The organism is Flavobacterium sp. KH_035, from assembly GCF_057839565.1.
This window is the reverse complement of record NZ_CM174492.1, coordinates 3,519,110-3,534,454: the sequence shown is the minus strand read 5'-3', so window position 1 is coordinate 3,534,454 and position 15,345 is coordinate 3,519,110. Positions and strand designations below refer to the sequence as shown.

Annotated in this window: 15 protein-coding genes; 5 read left to right on the top strand and 10 right to left on the bottom strand. The window is 35.7% G+C overall.

Annotated elements, in window-relative coordinates:
• Positions 1-165: 165 nt before the first annotated feature.
• The 5 genes from AC3IS6_RS14560 to rpsF all read right to left on the bottom strand — a co-directional run bounded on the left by AC3IS6_RS14560 (position 166) and on the right by rpsF (position 5,179).
• Positions 166-639 carry a DUF6495 family protein gene (locus tag AC3IS6_RS14560; protein ID WP_489160358.1) on the bottom strand — a complete coding sequence of 158 codons (474 nt, stop codon included), beginning with the start codon at positions 637-639 and terminating at the stop codon, positions 166-168.
• Positions 640-757: 118 nt separating this feature from the next.
• The gene (locus tag AC3IS6_RS14555) at positions 758-3,928 is read right to left on the bottom strand and encodes a TonB-dependent receptor (RefSeq protein ID WP_489160356.1); all 3,171 of its coding nucleotides are present in this window, start codon (positions 3,926-3,928) and stop codon (positions 758-760) included.
• Positions 3,929-4,028: 100 nt separating this feature from the next.
• Entirely contained in the window at positions 4,029-4,469 is a 441-nt protein-coding gene (gene rplI, locus AC3IS6_RS14550) for a 50S ribosomal protein L9 (protein ID WP_173966877.1), read from the bottom strand.
• A 66-nt stretch (positions 4,470-4,535) separates the two neighbouring features.
• Positions 4,536-4,832, bottom strand: coding sequence for a 30S ribosomal protein S18 (gene rpsR, locus AC3IS6_RS14545; protein ID WP_002987043.1), 297 nt, complete (start codon positions 4,830-4,832; stop codon positions 4,536-4,538).
• A gap of 5 nt (positions 4,833-4,837) precedes the next feature.
• The gene (gene rpsF / locus AC3IS6_RS14540; RefSeq protein ID WP_041518692.1) at positions 4,838-5,179 is read right to left on the bottom strand and encodes a 30S ribosomal protein S6; all 342 of its coding nucleotides are present in this window, start codon (positions 5,177-5,179) and stop codon (positions 4,838-4,840) included.
• A 177-nt stretch (positions 5,180-5,356) separates the two neighbouring features.
• Between rpsF and AC3IS6_RS14535 the strand changes: the two genes are divergently transcribed.
• Positions 5,357-6,055 carry a LytR/AlgR family response regulator transcription factor gene (locus tag AC3IS6_RS14535; protein ID WP_173966876.1) on the top strand — a complete coding sequence of 233 codons (699 nt, stop codon included), beginning with the start codon at positions 5,357-5,359 and terminating at the stop codon, positions 6,053-6,055.
• Here the strand turns inward: AC3IS6_RS14535 and priA are convergent, their stop codons facing one another.
• The 5 genes from priA to nadC all read right to left on the bottom strand — a co-directional run bounded on the left by priA (position 6,056) and on the right by nadC (position 11,700).
• The gene (gene priA / locus AC3IS6_RS14530) at positions 6,056-8,506 is read right to left on the bottom strand and encodes a replication restart helicase PriA (RefSeq protein ID WP_489160353.1); all 2,451 of its coding nucleotides are present in this window, start codon (positions 8,504-8,506) and stop codon (positions 6,056-6,058) included. It lies immediately after the preceding gene.
• A gap of 90 nt (positions 8,507-8,596) precedes the next feature.
• Positions 8,597-9,337, bottom strand: a complete 741-nt coding sequence (gene bla-B1-FLAV, locus AC3IS6_RS14525; RefSeq protein ID WP_281924124.1) for a subclass B1 metallo-beta-lactamase — start codon at positions 9,335-9,337, stop codon at positions 8,597-8,599.
• Between the two features lie 17 nt (positions 9,338-9,354).
• On the bottom strand, positions 9,355-9,786 hold the full coding sequence (locus AC3IS6_RS14520; RefSeq protein WP_070908556.1) for a DUF2147 domain-containing protein: 432 nt from the start codon (positions 9,784-9,786) through the stop codon (positions 9,355-9,357).
• A 1-nt stretch (position 9,787) separates the two neighbouring features.
• On the bottom strand, positions 9,788-10,711 hold the full coding sequence (locus AC3IS6_RS14515) for a YihY/virulence factor BrkB family protein (RefSeq protein ID WP_173966872.1): 924 nt from the start codon (positions 10,709-10,711) through the stop codon (positions 9,788-9,790).
• Between the two features lie 131 nt (positions 10,712-10,842).
• Complete coding sequence (gene nadC, locus AC3IS6_RS14510; protein ID WP_489160350.1) at positions 10,843-11,700, bottom strand: carboxylating nicotinate-nucleotide diphosphorylase; 858 nt, start codon at positions 11,698-11,700, stop codon at positions 10,843-10,845.
• 193 nt (positions 11,701-11,893) lie between these two features.
• Between nadC and AC3IS6_RS14505 the strand changes: the two genes are divergently transcribed.
• The 4 genes from AC3IS6_RS14505 to AC3IS6_RS14490 all read left to right on the top strand — a co-directional run bounded on the left by AC3IS6_RS14505 (position 11,894) and on the right by AC3IS6_RS14490 (position 14,941).
• A complete protein-coding gene (locus AC3IS6_RS14505; protein ID WP_489160348.1) occupies positions 11,894-12,994 on the top strand; it encodes a DNA alkylation repair protein in 1,101 nt (366 codons plus the stop codon).
• Positions 12,995-13,370: 376 nt separating this feature from the next.
• Positions 13,371-14,252 (top strand): pirin family protein, encoded by an 882-nt coding sequence (locus AC3IS6_RS14500; RefSeq protein WP_489160347.1) that lies wholly within the window; start codon positions 13,371-13,373, stop codon positions 14,250-14,252.
• 2 nt (positions 14,253-14,254) lie between these two features.
• Positions 14,255-14,650: an OsmC family protein gene (locus AC3IS6_RS14495; protein ID WP_489160346.1), complete on the top strand. Its 396-nt coding sequence runs from the start codon at positions 14,255-14,257 to the stop codon at positions 14,648-14,650.
• Between the two features lie 6 nt (positions 14,651-14,656).
• Entirely contained in the window at positions 14,657-14,941 is a 285-nt protein-coding gene (locus AC3IS6_RS14490) for a GNAT family N-acetyltransferase (RefSeq protein WP_489160344.1), read from the top strand.
• The last annotated feature ends 404 nt before the right edge of the window (positions 14,942-15,345 follow it).

Genomic DNA, 15,345 nt, shown 5'->3' with positions numbered 1-15,345 from the left:
ATAAGAAAGAGCTACTTTTTTTAAATTATTCAGAAAAAATGCGTAGAAATACGGGTAAAAAAAAACATTAAAAATTAAACAAAAGTTAAAAAAATAAAAAATAGGTAAACATTTAAATATCAAACATTTACCTATTCCAAACCTTTAAATCTTCAAAAAGAGCAATTACGATTCAATAATCGAATTAATTTGCTTAAACAATTGTCCGTCACTTAAGAATGCTCCTTGCTGAATTAATTCAAAAATAGAGGCATTTCGATCTTCTGTAAATACTTTTTTGCCCACTTTCATTTCTATATTTTCAGTAAACATATTATCAGATAACCACTGCAAACCATCTTTGGTCAGAAAATCAGTTTCAGCAACCAGTGATTTTAATACAATAGACTGAACATGGGTTTCAAAACACTGAAATAAAAAAATGTGATTTCTAGAAAAGTGCTCCAGAAATTCTGCTCTCGACAAAACACCTTCCCAGATCAAATCTGAAAAAACATCCAGTTCCTGTTCAGCAACTTCCGGTTTATTTACTTTAAGAGCATCCCACTCTGCTTTATCAATAGCCTGCGTCGCCAAAAAGCTGGCAAATTCTGCGTGCAATTCATCAAATTGCTCTTTTGTTAATCTTGCGTATTTCATTATTTTTCTTGTGTTAAACACTCTAAAAAGAGCTTGTATAAAATTCCGGAACTTTTTTTGTATCCATAAAAAAAGCCCCCGCAAATGCGAGGGCAAATTTATAACTTTTTTTGCTTTACTAAAAAATGTATCGTATACCAAATTGCGCCTGCCATCTCGACATTAAACTGGCATCATAATTAAACGTTTTGGTCTGTGTTCCGTTAAAAGTATACGTTGGCGTATTTCCAACAACTTTCACCCCAATAGGCTGCACACTTGTAGGTACCTGAACCACTCCCCAGTCTGAATTTAGCAAGTTCCCAAAATTCAATACATCAATACTAAACTGAATCGTATTCTTTTTATCAGAAGCCGAAGAAATCTTGAAGTTATAATCCTGCAGTATCTTCAGATCACATCTTCCTCTCCACGGAGATATTGCGCCATAACGCTCTGCATACTGCCCTCTTCGATTTTTCATATATTTATCCTGGGCGATAAATTGGTCAAAAGCAGCTCCTTCTCCCGCTGCACTAAAATTCATTAGCGCTATTTCAGCTGTTGTAGGAATATAAATTAAATCATTTACATTGGAACCGTCTCCATTGATATCTCCTCCATACGTATAATTAAAGCGTCCTCCTTGTGCGTATTCAAAAACAGCAGAAACCGTTGTTGCCCACTTGTCTTTTCCATACTTCCATTTTTTAGAACCTACCGCTATAAAACGATGATTGTCTCCGTATTTCGAATTCGAAAGCACATCATTGTTTACATTTCCTAAGGCCGGATTAAAAGCAAAAGCATCTCCTGTAATTTCAGCTTCGATAGAGTTTACATCCTTCGATTTCAGATAATTATAAGCCACACTGGCATAAAGACCATTTTCGAAGTTTTTCTGCACTTTTAGCGTTGCATTAAAAGCACTCCCCTTATCTGAATTTGTCATTACATAAGCATTGTTTGCTCCCTTATCTGCCGCTAGATAAATAAACCTGTTGTCTACACCCGCCAATGTACCGGTTGGTGCTTTTAATCCCCAATTCTGAACGTGTACCGCATTGATATCTCTATTATAAGACAAATCTGCTGTTACGATATAATTACTCTCAAATCGGTGATCAAATCCCAGGCTCGTTCTCCAAACCTGCGGCCATTTATAATCCGGATCCATAATCTGGAAAAAGCTGTCATCGGCACCGCTAACCTGATTGCCTAACCACACAAAAGGAATTCTTCCGGTAAAAACTCCCGAACCTCCACGAAGCTGCGAAGTAGCATCACCATTAACATCCCAGTTGAAACCAATCCTAGGCGACCATAAAATTCGATCACTAGGTAAATCGGTAGAAATTAACTTAACAGCCTGACCTGTTTGCGGATTAAAATAATCGGTATTGTTATTTCTTTTGCCCCCGCCATTATCCGTATCTATGTATTTCTGAATCAAATCGGCAGTATTAAAATACAAGGGTTTGTCTATTCTTAACCCCAACGACAGTTTAAAATCATCCCCGATACTGATGTCGTCCTGGGCATAAAATGCCAATTGTCCTACATTCAATTCAGCCAGTTTCCACCCTCCATTACTTCCCACTTCAAAATTGCTTTTAGTTGCAAAAACATCCTGAGCATACTTCAAATTCTGCGCGATAATACTGGTGGCAAAAGGTTTGGCAGCATCATTTAAAAAATCCTGCGTTGTAAAATAAGGTGTGAAAAAGGTTCCGGCATATCCGTTTGGATTTCCAAAATTGTCATAACCGGCCAGATTAAAGGAGTTCGCAAACTTAAATTTCTCAAACGAAGCTCCAAAAGTAAAGGCATGTTTGCCCACATTATAACTCAGATTGTTTGTAATCTGAATTACTTTCTGATCTAAAGTATTATTAATAGAAAAAGGTTCATGTCCTGCAATAATATAATTAGAACCCGCTCCATCCTGAATATTAATTACAGGAGCCGGAACTGAAAATGGCACCCTGTAGTCATTAAAATGCGAATACCCGGCCTGTAACTTATTTGAAACCGATTCACTGAACTTTGAATTTAATTCGACCAGAAAAGAACTGAGGTTGTTGTTAATCTGGTACCCTGCATTTCTAAACTGCAAAATGGAAGCATTTGGCCCTCTAAAACCCAAAGCAGTAGGGTGCGCTGGTTTGTCTTTTGAAGCATCGAGAAAATTATAAATAACCGCCAGCTTATGATTGTCATTGATATTCCAGTCTACCTTTATAATCCCTTTATTCGAATTGGATTCGTGTTTAAACCCCTGATAAGGTCCTGTATCATACCCCAACTTAGCCAAAGCACTTGAAACCGCAATTAAATCAGACTCTAAAACTCTTGACTCATTAATTCCGGTTACGCCGTCATTGTTATTAGCAACGAAATTTGCCCCTAAATCACTTCGCTTGTCGATTTCAAAATTCCCAAAAATGAATAACTTATCTTTAATAATAGGAGCACCTAAACTAAATCCCGCCTGAGTTTGCTCTAAGGTTGGCACAAATATTTTCTCTCCTTTAATTTTACTTCCTGTCAGATCCTGATTTCTGTAAAAACCATAAGCTGTCCCATGAAGCTCATTTGTACCCGACTTGGTTACTGCATTGACAGAAGCTCCCGTAAAACCGGACAAAGTAACATCGTAAGGAGCTGTCGCCACCTGAATCTGCTCAATAGCATCAAGCGAAATAGGCTGCGATCCTGTCTGTCCTCCGGGTGTTGCAGCATCCAACCCAAAAGGATTATTAAATACAGCACCATTTAAAGAGTAATTATTGTACTGGTCGTTTCTTCCTCCAAAAGAACCTCCGCTTGCAGTTGGCTCTAAACGTGTAAAATCTTCTGCCGATCTGGAAATGGTTGGTAAAGCTGTTAGCTCCCTTTTCCCAATTGTAGTTTCGGCCCCCGTTTTTCCGCTTTTAAAAACTTTATCCTTAGACACGATTTTCACCTCTTCAAGCGTCTGACTTTCATCTTCCAAAACGACGTCAAGATTAAAAGGTTTCCCCAGATCGAGATACAAGTCTGTATATTCATGATTTCGAAAGCCTACAAAAGTCACGACAATTTTGTAGGGACCTCCAATTCTCATGTTCAAAATATTAAACCTTCCATCTTCGTTGGAAACAGCTGAATATTTACTTCCTGTAGGAGTATGAATTGCTAAGATAGTAGCACCGGGCAAGAGCTCATTGGAAGAGCTTTTGATAATCCCTTTAATACTCGACGTTGTTGTTTGCCCGATAGTAGTGGTTAAGGCAAACACACATAGTAACAATGCAAAGTTTTTTTTCATTTTGCTGATTTTGAGTGTGTTATTCCTCTCAAAATTAGACAAAAAAAAACCACTCCTAGGAGTGGTTTTCAGATTTTATTAACAAGAAGTTAACAAAATATTATTTTTCAGCGATAATCTCGTATGCTAATTCTACAATAACATCTCTGTGTAAACGGATGCTAGCTGTATATTTTCCAGTACGTTTTACGATACCACTAGTGATGAATTTTCTATCAATAGCGTTACCTGATTTCTCTAAAGCTTCAGCAATGTCGATGTTAGTGATAGAACCAAAAAGTTTCTCTCCACCAGCTTTTGCAGTAAGTTTAATTTCAAGTGCTTTTAAAGTTTCAGCTAATGCTTTTGCATCAGCAACAACTTTAGCTTCTTTATGTGCTCTTTGTTTTAGATTTTCAGCTAAAACTTTTTTAGCAGAAGGAGTTGCTAAAGTAGCAAAACCTTGAGGAATTAAAAAGTTACGACCGTAACCAGGTTTTACAGATACTACATCATCTTTAAATCCTAAGTTTTGTACGTCTTGTTTTAAAATAAGTTCCATGTTGTTGTCCTTATATTTTAGAAGTTAGGTTCTGACTCAACAGAAACCAGCGACTAGAGTTTTTAATTATTTTAATAAATCGGCCACGTATGGCATTAAAGCTAAGTGACGAGCTCTTTTTACAGCTACAGAAACTTTTCTTTGGTATTTCAATGAAGTTCCAGTTAAACGACGAGGAAGAATTTTCCCTTGCTCATTTACGAATTTCAATAAGAAATCAGCATCTTTATAATCGATGTATTTGATTCCTGATTTTTTGAAACGACAATACTTTTTAGTCTTGTTAGTTTCAATGTTTAAAGGCGTTAAATATCTGATATCTCCGTCTTTTTTTCCTTTTGCAGATTGCTCGATTGTAGACATAATAATTACGCTTTAGTAGATTTTAATTTAGCTCTTCTTCTTTCCGCCCATGAAATAGCATGTTTATCTAAACTCACAGTTAAGAAACGCATAACTCTTTCGTCACGTCTAAATTCAGTTTCAAAAGCAATTAGAACTTCTCCAGATACTTTGAATTCGAATAAGTGATAAAAACCACTTTTTTTGTTTTGGATTTCGTAAGCCATTTTTTTCAGACCCCAATCCTCTTTCGATACCATTTCAGCTCCTCTACTAGTAAGAAATTCTTCAAATTTCGTTACTGTTTCCTTCACCTGAACCTCAGATAAAACGGGATTTAAAATGAAAACAGTTTCATAATGATTCATAAATACAATATTTATTTGTTAAAATTGGGTGCAAAAGTAACCATAAATTTTAAATATCCAACACTTTTTTACTTTTATTCGTTGTACAACAAAAAATACATGCCAATTTTAGTTTTTTTCTTAAAAAAATAATACATTTACTACTGCTATCCTGAATTTATTCTAAATTTTAATGTTATGAAACTAAACTGTGTTGTTGTAGATGATAGTTCTATACAAAGGACCATTATTGCAAAATTAGTTAATAATCACCCAGGTTTGCATTTAATCGGGGATTTTTCTAATGCAATAGAGGCAAAAAGCTGTATCTCTCTAAATAATATCGATTTAATATTTCTTGATATAGAAATGCCCGTTATTAATGGGTTTGACTTTCTTGACGGACTAAAATCTAAGCCTCAAATTATATTCATTACTTCTAAAGCAGAATATGCTTTAAAAGCATTTGACTATGACGCTACCGATTACCTTCAAAAACCTATTGCCGTAGATCGTTTTAATGCCTCCGTAAAAAGAGCTATTGATATGCATTTACTAAAAAAAGATATCAAAGAAGAAGAAGGCGAACACATATTTATTAAAAGCAATCTTAAAAAACTCAAAATATTCACAGCAAAAATCAAATGGATAGAAGCTTTTGGTGATTATGTAAGAGTAGTTACCGAAGACGATAGCAATCTGGTACTTTCGACTATGAAATCTTTTGAAAATGATCTTTCAAAAGAAAAATTTATTCGTGTACACAAGTCCTATATTATTAACATTGATAAAGTAGAACGCTTTAACAGTAAATTTGCCGAGATAGGTATTACCAAAATTCCGCTTAGCCGAAACAAAAAAGAAGATTTAGTAAAAGCATTATCAACGTCGTCTTAATCAGTAAAAGTCAACGTTTACAACAACCTTTATAGCTCTGTACTGAGCCACAGCTTCAAAACTATTCAGCATTTTCTGAATAGTTTTTTTAGTATTTACCAAATGTAGGTTCTGCGGAATCTTGATCAGAATGGTTCTAATATACTCATTCCTGATTCTGCTGATTGCAGGTTCTTCAGGCCCCAGTACCGGCATATTTAAATTCTGACTTAAAACCTGATACAACCACATAGACCCTTCTTTTAATTTATCGAAATCACGATGCTTTAAAGTCAGTTTTATAATTCTGAAATAAGGCGGATACTTGTAAATCTGTCGATCATACAATTGCTCCTTATACATACCTATATAATTATGATTGGTAACCTGCTGAATCGTGTTATGATTTGGATTATAGGTTTGAATTACAACTTTTCCTTGTTTTTCTGATCTTCCTGCTCTTCCCGCGACTTGCGTCATCATCTGATAACTGCGTTCAAAAGCTCTAAAATCCGGATGATGCAACATATTATCGGCATTCATAATCCCAACCAGGCTCACATTGTCAAAATCCAGTCCCTTGGCCAGCATTTGTGTTCCTACTAAAATATCAATTTCCCGATTTTTAAAGGAATCAATTATTTTTTCAAAGCCATACTTTCCTCGGGTTGTATCCTGATCCATTCGTCCGGTTTTAGCTTTAGGAAAAAGAGTAACCAGTTCCTGTTCAATTTGCTCCGTACCAAATCCTTTAGTAGTCAAATCGATACTTGAACAGCTATGGCAATGCGTTGGTTTGACAATCGAATAACCACAATAATGACAACGCAGCTGATTTTTATGCTTATGAAAAGTCAGACTCACATCGCACTGCTGGCAATGCGGTACATGACCACAAGTCATACATTCTATTATAGGTGAATATCCACGTCTGTTCTGAAACAAAATTATCTGCTCACCCAAAGACAAGGCCTCCGCGATTTCTTCAATTAAAAGATCACTAAAATGCCCCGTCATTCTTTTTCTAAAATGTTTATCTTTCAAATCTACCAGAACAATTTCCGGCATTCGAACATTATTATAACGCTCAGTAAGTGATACCAGACCGTACTTATCTGCCTGTGCATTAAAATAGGTTTCAATACTTGGTGTTGCCGAACCTAACAATACTTTTGCCTTATGAAAATTAGCCAAAACAATTGCTGCATCCCTGGCATGATAACGCGGCGCAGGATCTGTTTGCTTAAAAGTCTGTTCGTGCTCTTCGTCTACGATCAATAGACCTAAATTGTCAAAAGGCAAAAACAGCGCAGACCTTGCTCCTATTACTATTTGGGCTTTCTCTGAATTTTCAAGGGTTTGCTTCCAAACCTCTACCCTTTCATTATTACTGTATTTAGAATGAAAAACCGCCACTTTATCTCCAAAATAAAGTCTTAATCTGGAAACCAATTGTGTGGTTAAAGCAATTTCCGGCAACAGATACAAAACCTGCCTTCCGGTTGCAAGGTACTCTTCGATCAGTTTAATGTAAATTTCTGTTTTTCCGCTTGAGGTAACACCATGAAGCAGGCAAACTTCTTTTTCTAAAAGATTCTCTTTGATCGAAATAAAAGCTTTTTCCTGCGCTTCACTTAACAACAATTGCTGGTCTGTTGTTTGTCCCGTAAACAAAACTCTGTCTTGCTGCAAAAGATACTCTTCAAAAATTTCTTTATCAATCAGCGTTTTGACTACAGCCGAAGTTGAATTTGAAACCTCAACCAGTTTTTTTACCGTAATCGGCTTTTTATCAGACGCCATAATCTGAAAATATGCCAGTACAATTTCCTTTTGTTTGTTGGCATTTTTCAAAACCTCCAACAATTCCCCTAAACCATTATCCGACTCGTATTTAACATGCAATTTCACATAACGAACCAGTTTTGGTTTATATCCTTCTTTAATTTCTTCTTCTAAAACAATAATATTTCTGGCAATCATTTTTTGAAGAACTGGAAGGATATTTTTCTTATTTAACATCGAAATAATCTCCTGAATCTTTAAAGAACTTTGTTGCTGCAGAGCTTCATAAACCAAAAACTCATCGTCCGAAAGTTCATTTTGATCCACTACTGCATCCACTTTATACGAAATAATAGTTTCACTCTCCAACAACAATCCACTTGGGAAAGCGCCACGGTACACATCCCCAATAGCGCACATATAATAATTCGCCACCCAAAGCCAGTGTTTAATCTGAACTTCCGTTGCGATAGGTTTTTCGTCTAATATCTGATGAATTTCTTTGGCTTCATACAAGCCTGGTTCGTTTTGATGCAGATCAATCACCAATGCTGTATAAATTTTACTTTTACCAAATGGTACCGCTACCCGCATTCCCTTTTTAATAAAATGAAATTCAGCTTCAGAAACACGGTACGTAAAAGTTTTAGCCAAAGAAAGCGGCAAAACGACTTCAACAAAAAACATGTAAATATTTTATAGAATTTATAAATGACGATTTAGCTCCAAAACCAAATCTTAACAACTGCAACTCTTTGATACAGAAAAAACAGATTATTACTTAGTAACCTTAGTCCCGTTGTATTCCTGCGCCAGTTTGAGTGTATGCTTTAAAGAGGTCAAATCCTTCCAATCGTCATGACCTGTAACAATGTATTTTGGGTTTTTAAATTTCGACTGCGCTCTCAAAATAGATTTCTGCCATTCTTTCACGTCTGCATCTCCCAGATAACCTAAATCTTTTGCTTCGGCGCTTTTAATAAAACAGCCTCCGTAAAGCACTTTTTCTTTATTAAACCAAACTACAATATTGTCAGGCGCATGACCTTTTCCCGGGTAATAAACCTCAAAAGTATATTTACCTACCGTAAATAGAGTATCATTTGGAATAACAAATTCCGCTCTTTCTTCTTTGTTTTTTTTCAGAATTTCGTCTGTTAGTTTTATTGTATAGGTTTTGATTCCTTTTTTTCGGTAAAACTCCAAACCTCCTGCCCTGTCTTCATGTGAATGCGTAGCAAAACACATTATAACCTCTTTATGATGCCTTGTCTTTATACTATCCAACAAAGGCTGAAACTGTGTTTTATCCCAGGGAGCATCAAACAATACAACACCTTTAGCTGTAACAAGATACATGGCATTTGCCGAAATCTGTGTTCCTTTATATTCATGAAACGTCCTATAAACATAAAAGTCACCCGTAAGATGACTTATTTGTAATGGCGAATTCTTAGATTGTGCAAAACTATTGGATAGCTGTGCCAGGACTAAAACAATCAATGCTAATTTTCGCATTTTATTTTTTTTTGAAATTAATTCTTCACTCTGCTCCAATATTGTGTTCTTCCCATGATAGAAATACCAACATAACCACGAAGTTTAAGTTTATCCGCAGATTCTAATGCAATATAACATTTGTATTTTTTCCCGTTTGTTGGATCCAAGATTGTTCCTCCACTGTATTCAGAACCGTCTTTTTTAAGTCCGTTGATAATGACCATCCCCAGAATTGGCTTGTTTTTATCTGCTCCATCACATTTAGTACATAAGTCCTTTTTGTGGTTTTCGCGAAGTATTTCTACAATTTTACCATACACTTTACCTGATTTTTCATAAATCTCTACAATCGATTTAGCTTCACCGGTTTCATCATCAACTGTTTTCCATTTTCCAATTACACCCTGACCTTGAATTGTGCCTAATGTTAGAAAAAAAACACCAATCGTTAACATCCAATTTTTCATATTATTTATTTTTTTTTTGTTTTAATTTTCTGATAGAGGCATTCAATTCAAATCCCAAAAGCAGAATCATACAGTTTATCCAAATGTAAAACATTAGAATTAATAATGTACCAATCGAACCATAAAGTTCGTTATATTTTGAGAATTTTATAACCCAAATCCCAAAAAAGAATGAAGATATCACAATTAAAATGGTTGTAAAAACAGACCCAATGCTTATAAAAGGCACTTTATTATACTGCTTCGTACCATAACGCAATAAAATTGAAGATGTTATCAGAATCATTAAAATAACAAACAAATACCTCCCTAAAATAATCAGCGGAATACGATCACTCAACACATCCTGAATGATTGTTTTTTGAATAAAGACCTCAAAAACTACTATGGTTGCCACTGTTACAAACAATATGATGGTCATCACAAGCGAAATCGCCAGCGCCACCAAATACTGGCTTAAAAAACCACGTTTGTCAAAAACATGTTTCGAAGACTCAAAACCACTCAATATTCCATTAATACCATTCGCCATTAAAAATATCGAAAGCAAAAAACCTGATGACAATAAACCGGAATGACTATTGTTTAAAATATCACTTATAATTTTACTGATCGCATCGTATGTATTTGGAGGAACGCCTTGCTGTACAAACTGTAAAAAATCCTGTTGAAATCCTTCAATAGGTATAAAAGGGATCAAGTTTAAAATAAATAACGCAAAAGGAAACAAAGCCATAAAAAAGCTGAACGAAACAGCGCTCGCATGATACGAAAATGCTCCTTCAATAATACCAATCGTATACATTTCAAGCAAATCATACAACGAAAAACCTTCCAGCCAAGGTAATTTTATTCTCTTGAAAAAGTACACTACAGATCGCACAACCGGAATTTTGTCGATCCGGTCTTCTATCTCTTTTGACATATTTATTTTAGATTTTTAGATAGTTAGATTCTTAAATTGCCAGATACTCGATAATTAAATTTACACAAGCTATGCCTTTATTTACTCACATTTCACACCTAACATTTTTCATTTTACATTTCACAACTCACTTAAAAAGCCTTCAGACTTAAATCCATGTTGTAAACAGAATGCGTTAGAGCTCCAGACGAAATATAGTTTACACCGCAAAGTCCGTATTCACGTATCGTTTTTTCGTTAATATTTCCTGAAGATTCTGTCTGGCATTTTTTACCAATTAATTGCACAGCCGTTTTAGTGTCTTCATAATTAAAATTATCGATAAGAATTCTGTGAACCCCATCACTCAAAAGAATCTCGCGAATCTCATCTAAATTTCTGGCTTCGACAATAATTTTCAAATCTAAATCATTCGCTGCTAAATAGTCTCTGGTTTTCTTGATGGCAAGTGTAATTCCACCCGCAAAATCAATATGATTGTCTTTCAGCATAACCATATCATACAAGGCAAAACGATGGTTTTCTCCTCCTCCGATTTTTACCGCCCATTTTTCGGCAACCCTGAAATTTGGAGTCGTTTTACGCGTATCTAATATTTTAGCTCCGGTTCCTTCCAGTAACTGAACATACTGATCTGTTTTGGTAGCAATTGCCGACATACGCTGCATGGTATTCAAGACAACTCTTTCTGCTTTCAAAATAGACTGAGAGCTTCCCGAAACTTCAAAAACCACATCACCGTATTCTACATGAGTTCCATCTTCTATAAAAGTTTTCACTTTTAATTTTGGATCTACATATTCAAAAACCATTTTCGCCAAGGCAACACCAGCAATAATCCCCTGATCTTTAACTAATAATTTAGCCTGCCCGTGTGCCGTGTCCGGAATACAAGCCAGAGAACTATAATCTCCCGTGCCTACATCTTCCCGAATTGCATTACTGATCAATAGTTGTAATTCGTCTTGAAACTGTACTTCGCTAATCATTTTTCTTAAATTTTATAAGATGCTAAAGTAGGATATATTTTGTGGATTTGAAAGCTTAGCTTTGATTTTAAAATTTACAAACCATTAAAAAAGCACGAAAAATTAAGTGTTCATTCCTAACTAAACTTAATCAGTTAATCGTTCAAAAAATTAAAGAACAATAAATACCTTTGAGGTTCATTCAAACAAAACCATGGGATTAATTAAAGACATATACTCGGTTACTTTTTACGAAAAATTTGGTCAGGCCGTAGCGGAGGTGCATCCAACATTCGACAAACATAAATTTATTGAGGCTATCTATGAAGGTGATTTTGGTCAAAAAGAATGGAAAGACCGCATGAAACATACCACTGTTGTTTTGCACCACTTTATGCCTCAAAATTTTCCGGAAGCCGTTTCTTTACTTGATAAAATCATTGAAAACCTGAAGAAAAACAGCTTCACGGATAGCAATCTCGCATTTATTTTCTTTGCAGACTATATCGAAATGTATGGTTTGGATGATTTTAAAACTTCGACAAAGGCCTTTGTTTCGATCACACAATTTATAAGCTGTGAGTTTGCCGTTCGTCCTTTCATTTTAAAATACAAAGAAGAAATGACCGACGAAATGACCAAATGGTCCCTTCACGAAAACCATCATGTTCGCCGCTTGGCCAGCGAAGGAAGCCGCTCAAGATTACCGTGGGCCATGGCAATTCCGTATCTAAAAAAAGACCCCGCCTCTATTCTCTCTATTTTAGAGAACCTAAAAAATGACCCTTCGGAATATGTGCGCCGAAGTGTCGCCAATAACCTGAACGATATTGTAAAAGACAATCCGCAAATCGTCCTTGAAATTGCCCGTAATTGGAAAGGTCACAGCAAAGAAACTGACGGAATTATAAAACATGGATGTAGAACTTTATTAAAACAGGGGCATCCTGAAATCCTGAGTCATTATGGTCTGGAAAGCACCAATATTGAACTTTCTTCTTTCGAAATCAAGACTCCTGTTGTAAAAATTGGAGATTATCTGCAGTTCCAATTTCACTTAAGCAATAAAAACCAAGAGCCAAAAACGATTCGTCTAGAGTATGCGATTCATTACAAAAAAGCGAAAGGACATCTGGCGAAAAAGGTCTTTAAAATCAGTGAGAAGATTTATCCCCCTAATGAAACAACCAAAATAGAGCGAAACCAGTCGTTCAAAATCATCACCACACGTGTTTTTCATACCGGAACACATCAGTTATCAATCATTATTAACGGAACAGAAAGCGAAACACTCAATTTTGAATTGATTGAGTGATTAAGACAAGAACACGAATTACACAGATTAGCACAAATTGATTGAGTAAATTTTTAAGCACATATAAACATAGTTTTTGATTGTATGCAAAGTCATTTCATTTTAAATAAAACTCATAGTTCTGTGAAAAAATCTTGATTTTCTTAAACTCTCTTTTAGTATCTTGTTTGAGTTCTATGTTTCTACGTGTTCAATCATTATACAAAATTAGTTCGTGAAAACTGGTGTAATTGATGCTCTTTTTCAATTCAAATCAAATCTTTTTTAATTCTATTCCTTACTTTTATAAAGAATACCGAAAACAACTTTCTTAATCTAAATTAAGTTACAGATTACAACTACAGCTGTAATTTTGCTTTCAACTAAAACAAAGAACATGTCAAATATCAGTTTAATCATCGAAGAACGCGCTGCCAATATTGGCAATTTTATGGTAGGCCGTTTACTGCCTTTCCGTGAAAAAAGAGCGGTTGGACCATTTGTATTTATTGATCATATGGGACCTGCACATTTAAATCAGTATCAAAATATGGATGTGCCTCCACATCCGCACATCGGACTTTCTACTTTGACTTTTTTGTTTGAAGGAAGCATTATGCACCGCGACAGCCTGGGTACCGAACTGGAAATAAAACCAGGCGCTGTAAACTGGATGACTGCAGGAAAAGGAATTGTTCACTCAGAGCGAACTCCGGAATATCTTAGACATTCTGACAAAATGCTTCACGGTCTGCAAATTTGGGTTGCATTACCGAAAGAACTCGAACAAATGGATCCTAATTTTGCACATGTAGAAGAAAGTGATATCCCAAGTTGGGAGGAAGATGGCGTTTCCTATAAATTAATTGCAGGAGAAGCGTTTGGCAAAAAATCACCGGTTCCGGTTTATAGCCCGCTTTATTTTATTGAAATTAAAAGCACGGAAGCCCGAAAAATTAGCATTGGAAAAGATTTATTCGGCGAAAGTGGTTTATACATCCTTGAAGGAAGCATCAAAAGCGGTGAGCATGTTTACGATCCGAAACAAATTCTGATTACCAACGACAGTACGTTATGCGAATTTGAAATAGCCGAAAATACAACGGTTTATATTTTTGGAGGACAGCCCTTTCCTGAAGAACATTTCATCTTCTGGAACTTCGTTTCTTCAGATAAAAACCTGATCGAAAAAGCAAAAAAAGACTGGACCGAACAGACTTTCCCTAAAGTTCCGGGCGAAACAGAATTTGTTCCTTTACCTGACCCTAAAATGCGATAACTATGGATACACTATCAGCACAAATCGACACCCGTTTGTATCGCACAGAAATAACATCTGCCAGCGGAAACATTGTAATTGCCGACGAGCCGCAGGGAATGGGAGGCAAAAATTTAGGATTTAGTCCGTCAGAACTGCTGGCCTCCTCTTTAGCTTCCTGTACTTTGATAACACTTCGAATGTATATCAATCGTAAGCAATGGGATGTCACAGAAATCAAGATCAAAGTAGATTTTGAAAGGGATCTGGATCAAAAAGTTTCCTTGTTTACCCGAAAAATTGAAATTATCGGCGAAGTAGATGATAAGCAAAGACAACGTCTTGAAACGATTGCCAATAGCTGCCCGATACATAAAACACTAAAAAATTCAATAGAAATTAAAACCACATTAATATAACACATCATGGAAATTCAACAAATAAACGACACAAGAAGAGGCTATTTTGAAGCTGTAGAAGACGAAAAACAAGCCGGAAAAATGACCTATACCTGGGCAGGCGATTCTAAATTCATCATCGACCATACGGAAGTAAATGAAGATTTTAACGGAAGAGGCGTTGGCAAAAAACTGGTAATGGCCGCTGTAGAGTATGCCCGAACTAATAACCTGAAGATTATCCCTCTTTGTCCTTTTGCGAAAAGCGTTTTTGATAAGGTTGCCGAGATTCATGATGTGCTTTTTTCTTAAAACTACTAAGTTTTTTAACCGCAAAGTACACAAAGAATTACGCAAAGTTCGCAAACTCTTTTTAGGTAAAGCGTTGCGAACTTTGCGTTTATATAAAATTTAGCACATAACAAAACCTTGCGCTCTTTGCGGTAAAAAATTATTCCCAAAAAACTGCTCCAACACAGCAAAATCTTTATCAATAATGTAATTTTCCAACATTAAAAGCTCCAGCGGAGCGCAACCCAAATCTTTTGAGATGTTTTTTTTAACCGCAAAGTTCGCAAACTCTTTTTAGGTAAAGCGTTGCGAACTTTGCGTTTATATAAAATTTAGCACATAACAAAACCTTGCGCTCTTTGCGGTAAAAAAACAACACAACGAGATCAATTTTTAAATCTCGGTAGAAACTCGTATATTTGCAT

Excerpts from the sequence above, each read along its gene's own strand:
- AC3IS6_RS14560 (WP_489160358.1), bottom strand. The coding sequence starts at position 639 with ATGAAATACGCAAGATTAACAAAAGAGCAATTTGATGAATTGCACGCA.
- AC3IS6_RS14555 (WP_489160356.1), bottom strand. The coding sequence starts at position 3,928 with ATGAAAAAAAACTTTGCATTGTTACTATGTGTGTTTGCCTTAACCACT.
- rplI (WP_173966877.1), bottom strand. The coding sequence starts at position 4,469 with ATGGAACTTATTTTAAAACAAGACGTACAAAACTTAGGATTTAAAGAT.
- rpsR (WP_002987043.1), bottom strand. The coding sequence starts at position 4,832 with ATGTCTACAATCGAGCAATCTGCAAAAGGAAAAAAAGACGGAGATATC.
- rpsF (WP_041518692.1), bottom strand. The coding sequence starts at position 5,179 with ATGAATCATTATGAAACTGTTTTCATTTTAAATCCCGTTTTATCTGAG.
- AC3IS6_RS14535 (WP_173966876.1), top strand. The coding sequence starts at position 5,357 with ATGAAACTAAACTGTGTTGTTGTAGATGATAGTTCTATACAAAGGACC.
- priA (WP_489160353.1), bottom strand. The coding sequence starts at position 8,506 with ATGTTTTTTGTTGAAGTCGTTTTGCCGCTTTCTTTGGCTAAAACTTTT.
- bla-B1-FLAV (WP_281924124.1), bottom strand. The coding sequence starts at position 9,337 with ATGCGAAAATTAGCATTGATTGTTTTAGTCCTGGCACAGCTATCCAAT.
- AC3IS6_RS14520 (WP_070908556.1), bottom strand. The coding sequence starts at position 9,786 with ATGAAAAATTGGATGTTAACGATTGGTGTTTTTTTTCTAACATTAGGC.
- AC3IS6_RS14515 (WP_173966872.1), bottom strand. The coding sequence starts at position 10,711 with ATGTCAAAAGAGATAGAAGACCGGATCGACAAAATTCCGGTTGTGCGA.
- nadC (WP_489160350.1), bottom strand. The coding sequence starts at position 11,700 with ATGATTAGCGAAGTACAGTTTCAAGACGAATTACAACTATTGATCAGT.
- AC3IS6_RS14505 (WP_489160348.1), top strand. The coding sequence starts at position 11,894 with ATGGGATTAATTAAAGACATATACTCGGTTACTTTTTACGAAAAATTT.
- AC3IS6_RS14500 (WP_489160347.1), top strand. The coding sequence starts at position 13,371 with ATGTCAAATATCAGTTTAATCATCGAAGAACGCGCTGCCAATATTGGC.
- AC3IS6_RS14495 (WP_489160346.1), top strand. The coding sequence starts at position 14,255 with ATGGATACACTATCAGCACAAATCGACACCCGTTTGTATCGCACAGAA.
- AC3IS6_RS14490 (WP_489160344.1), top strand. The coding sequence starts at position 14,657 with ATGGAAATTCAACAAATAAACGACACAAGAAGAGGCTATTTTGAAGCT.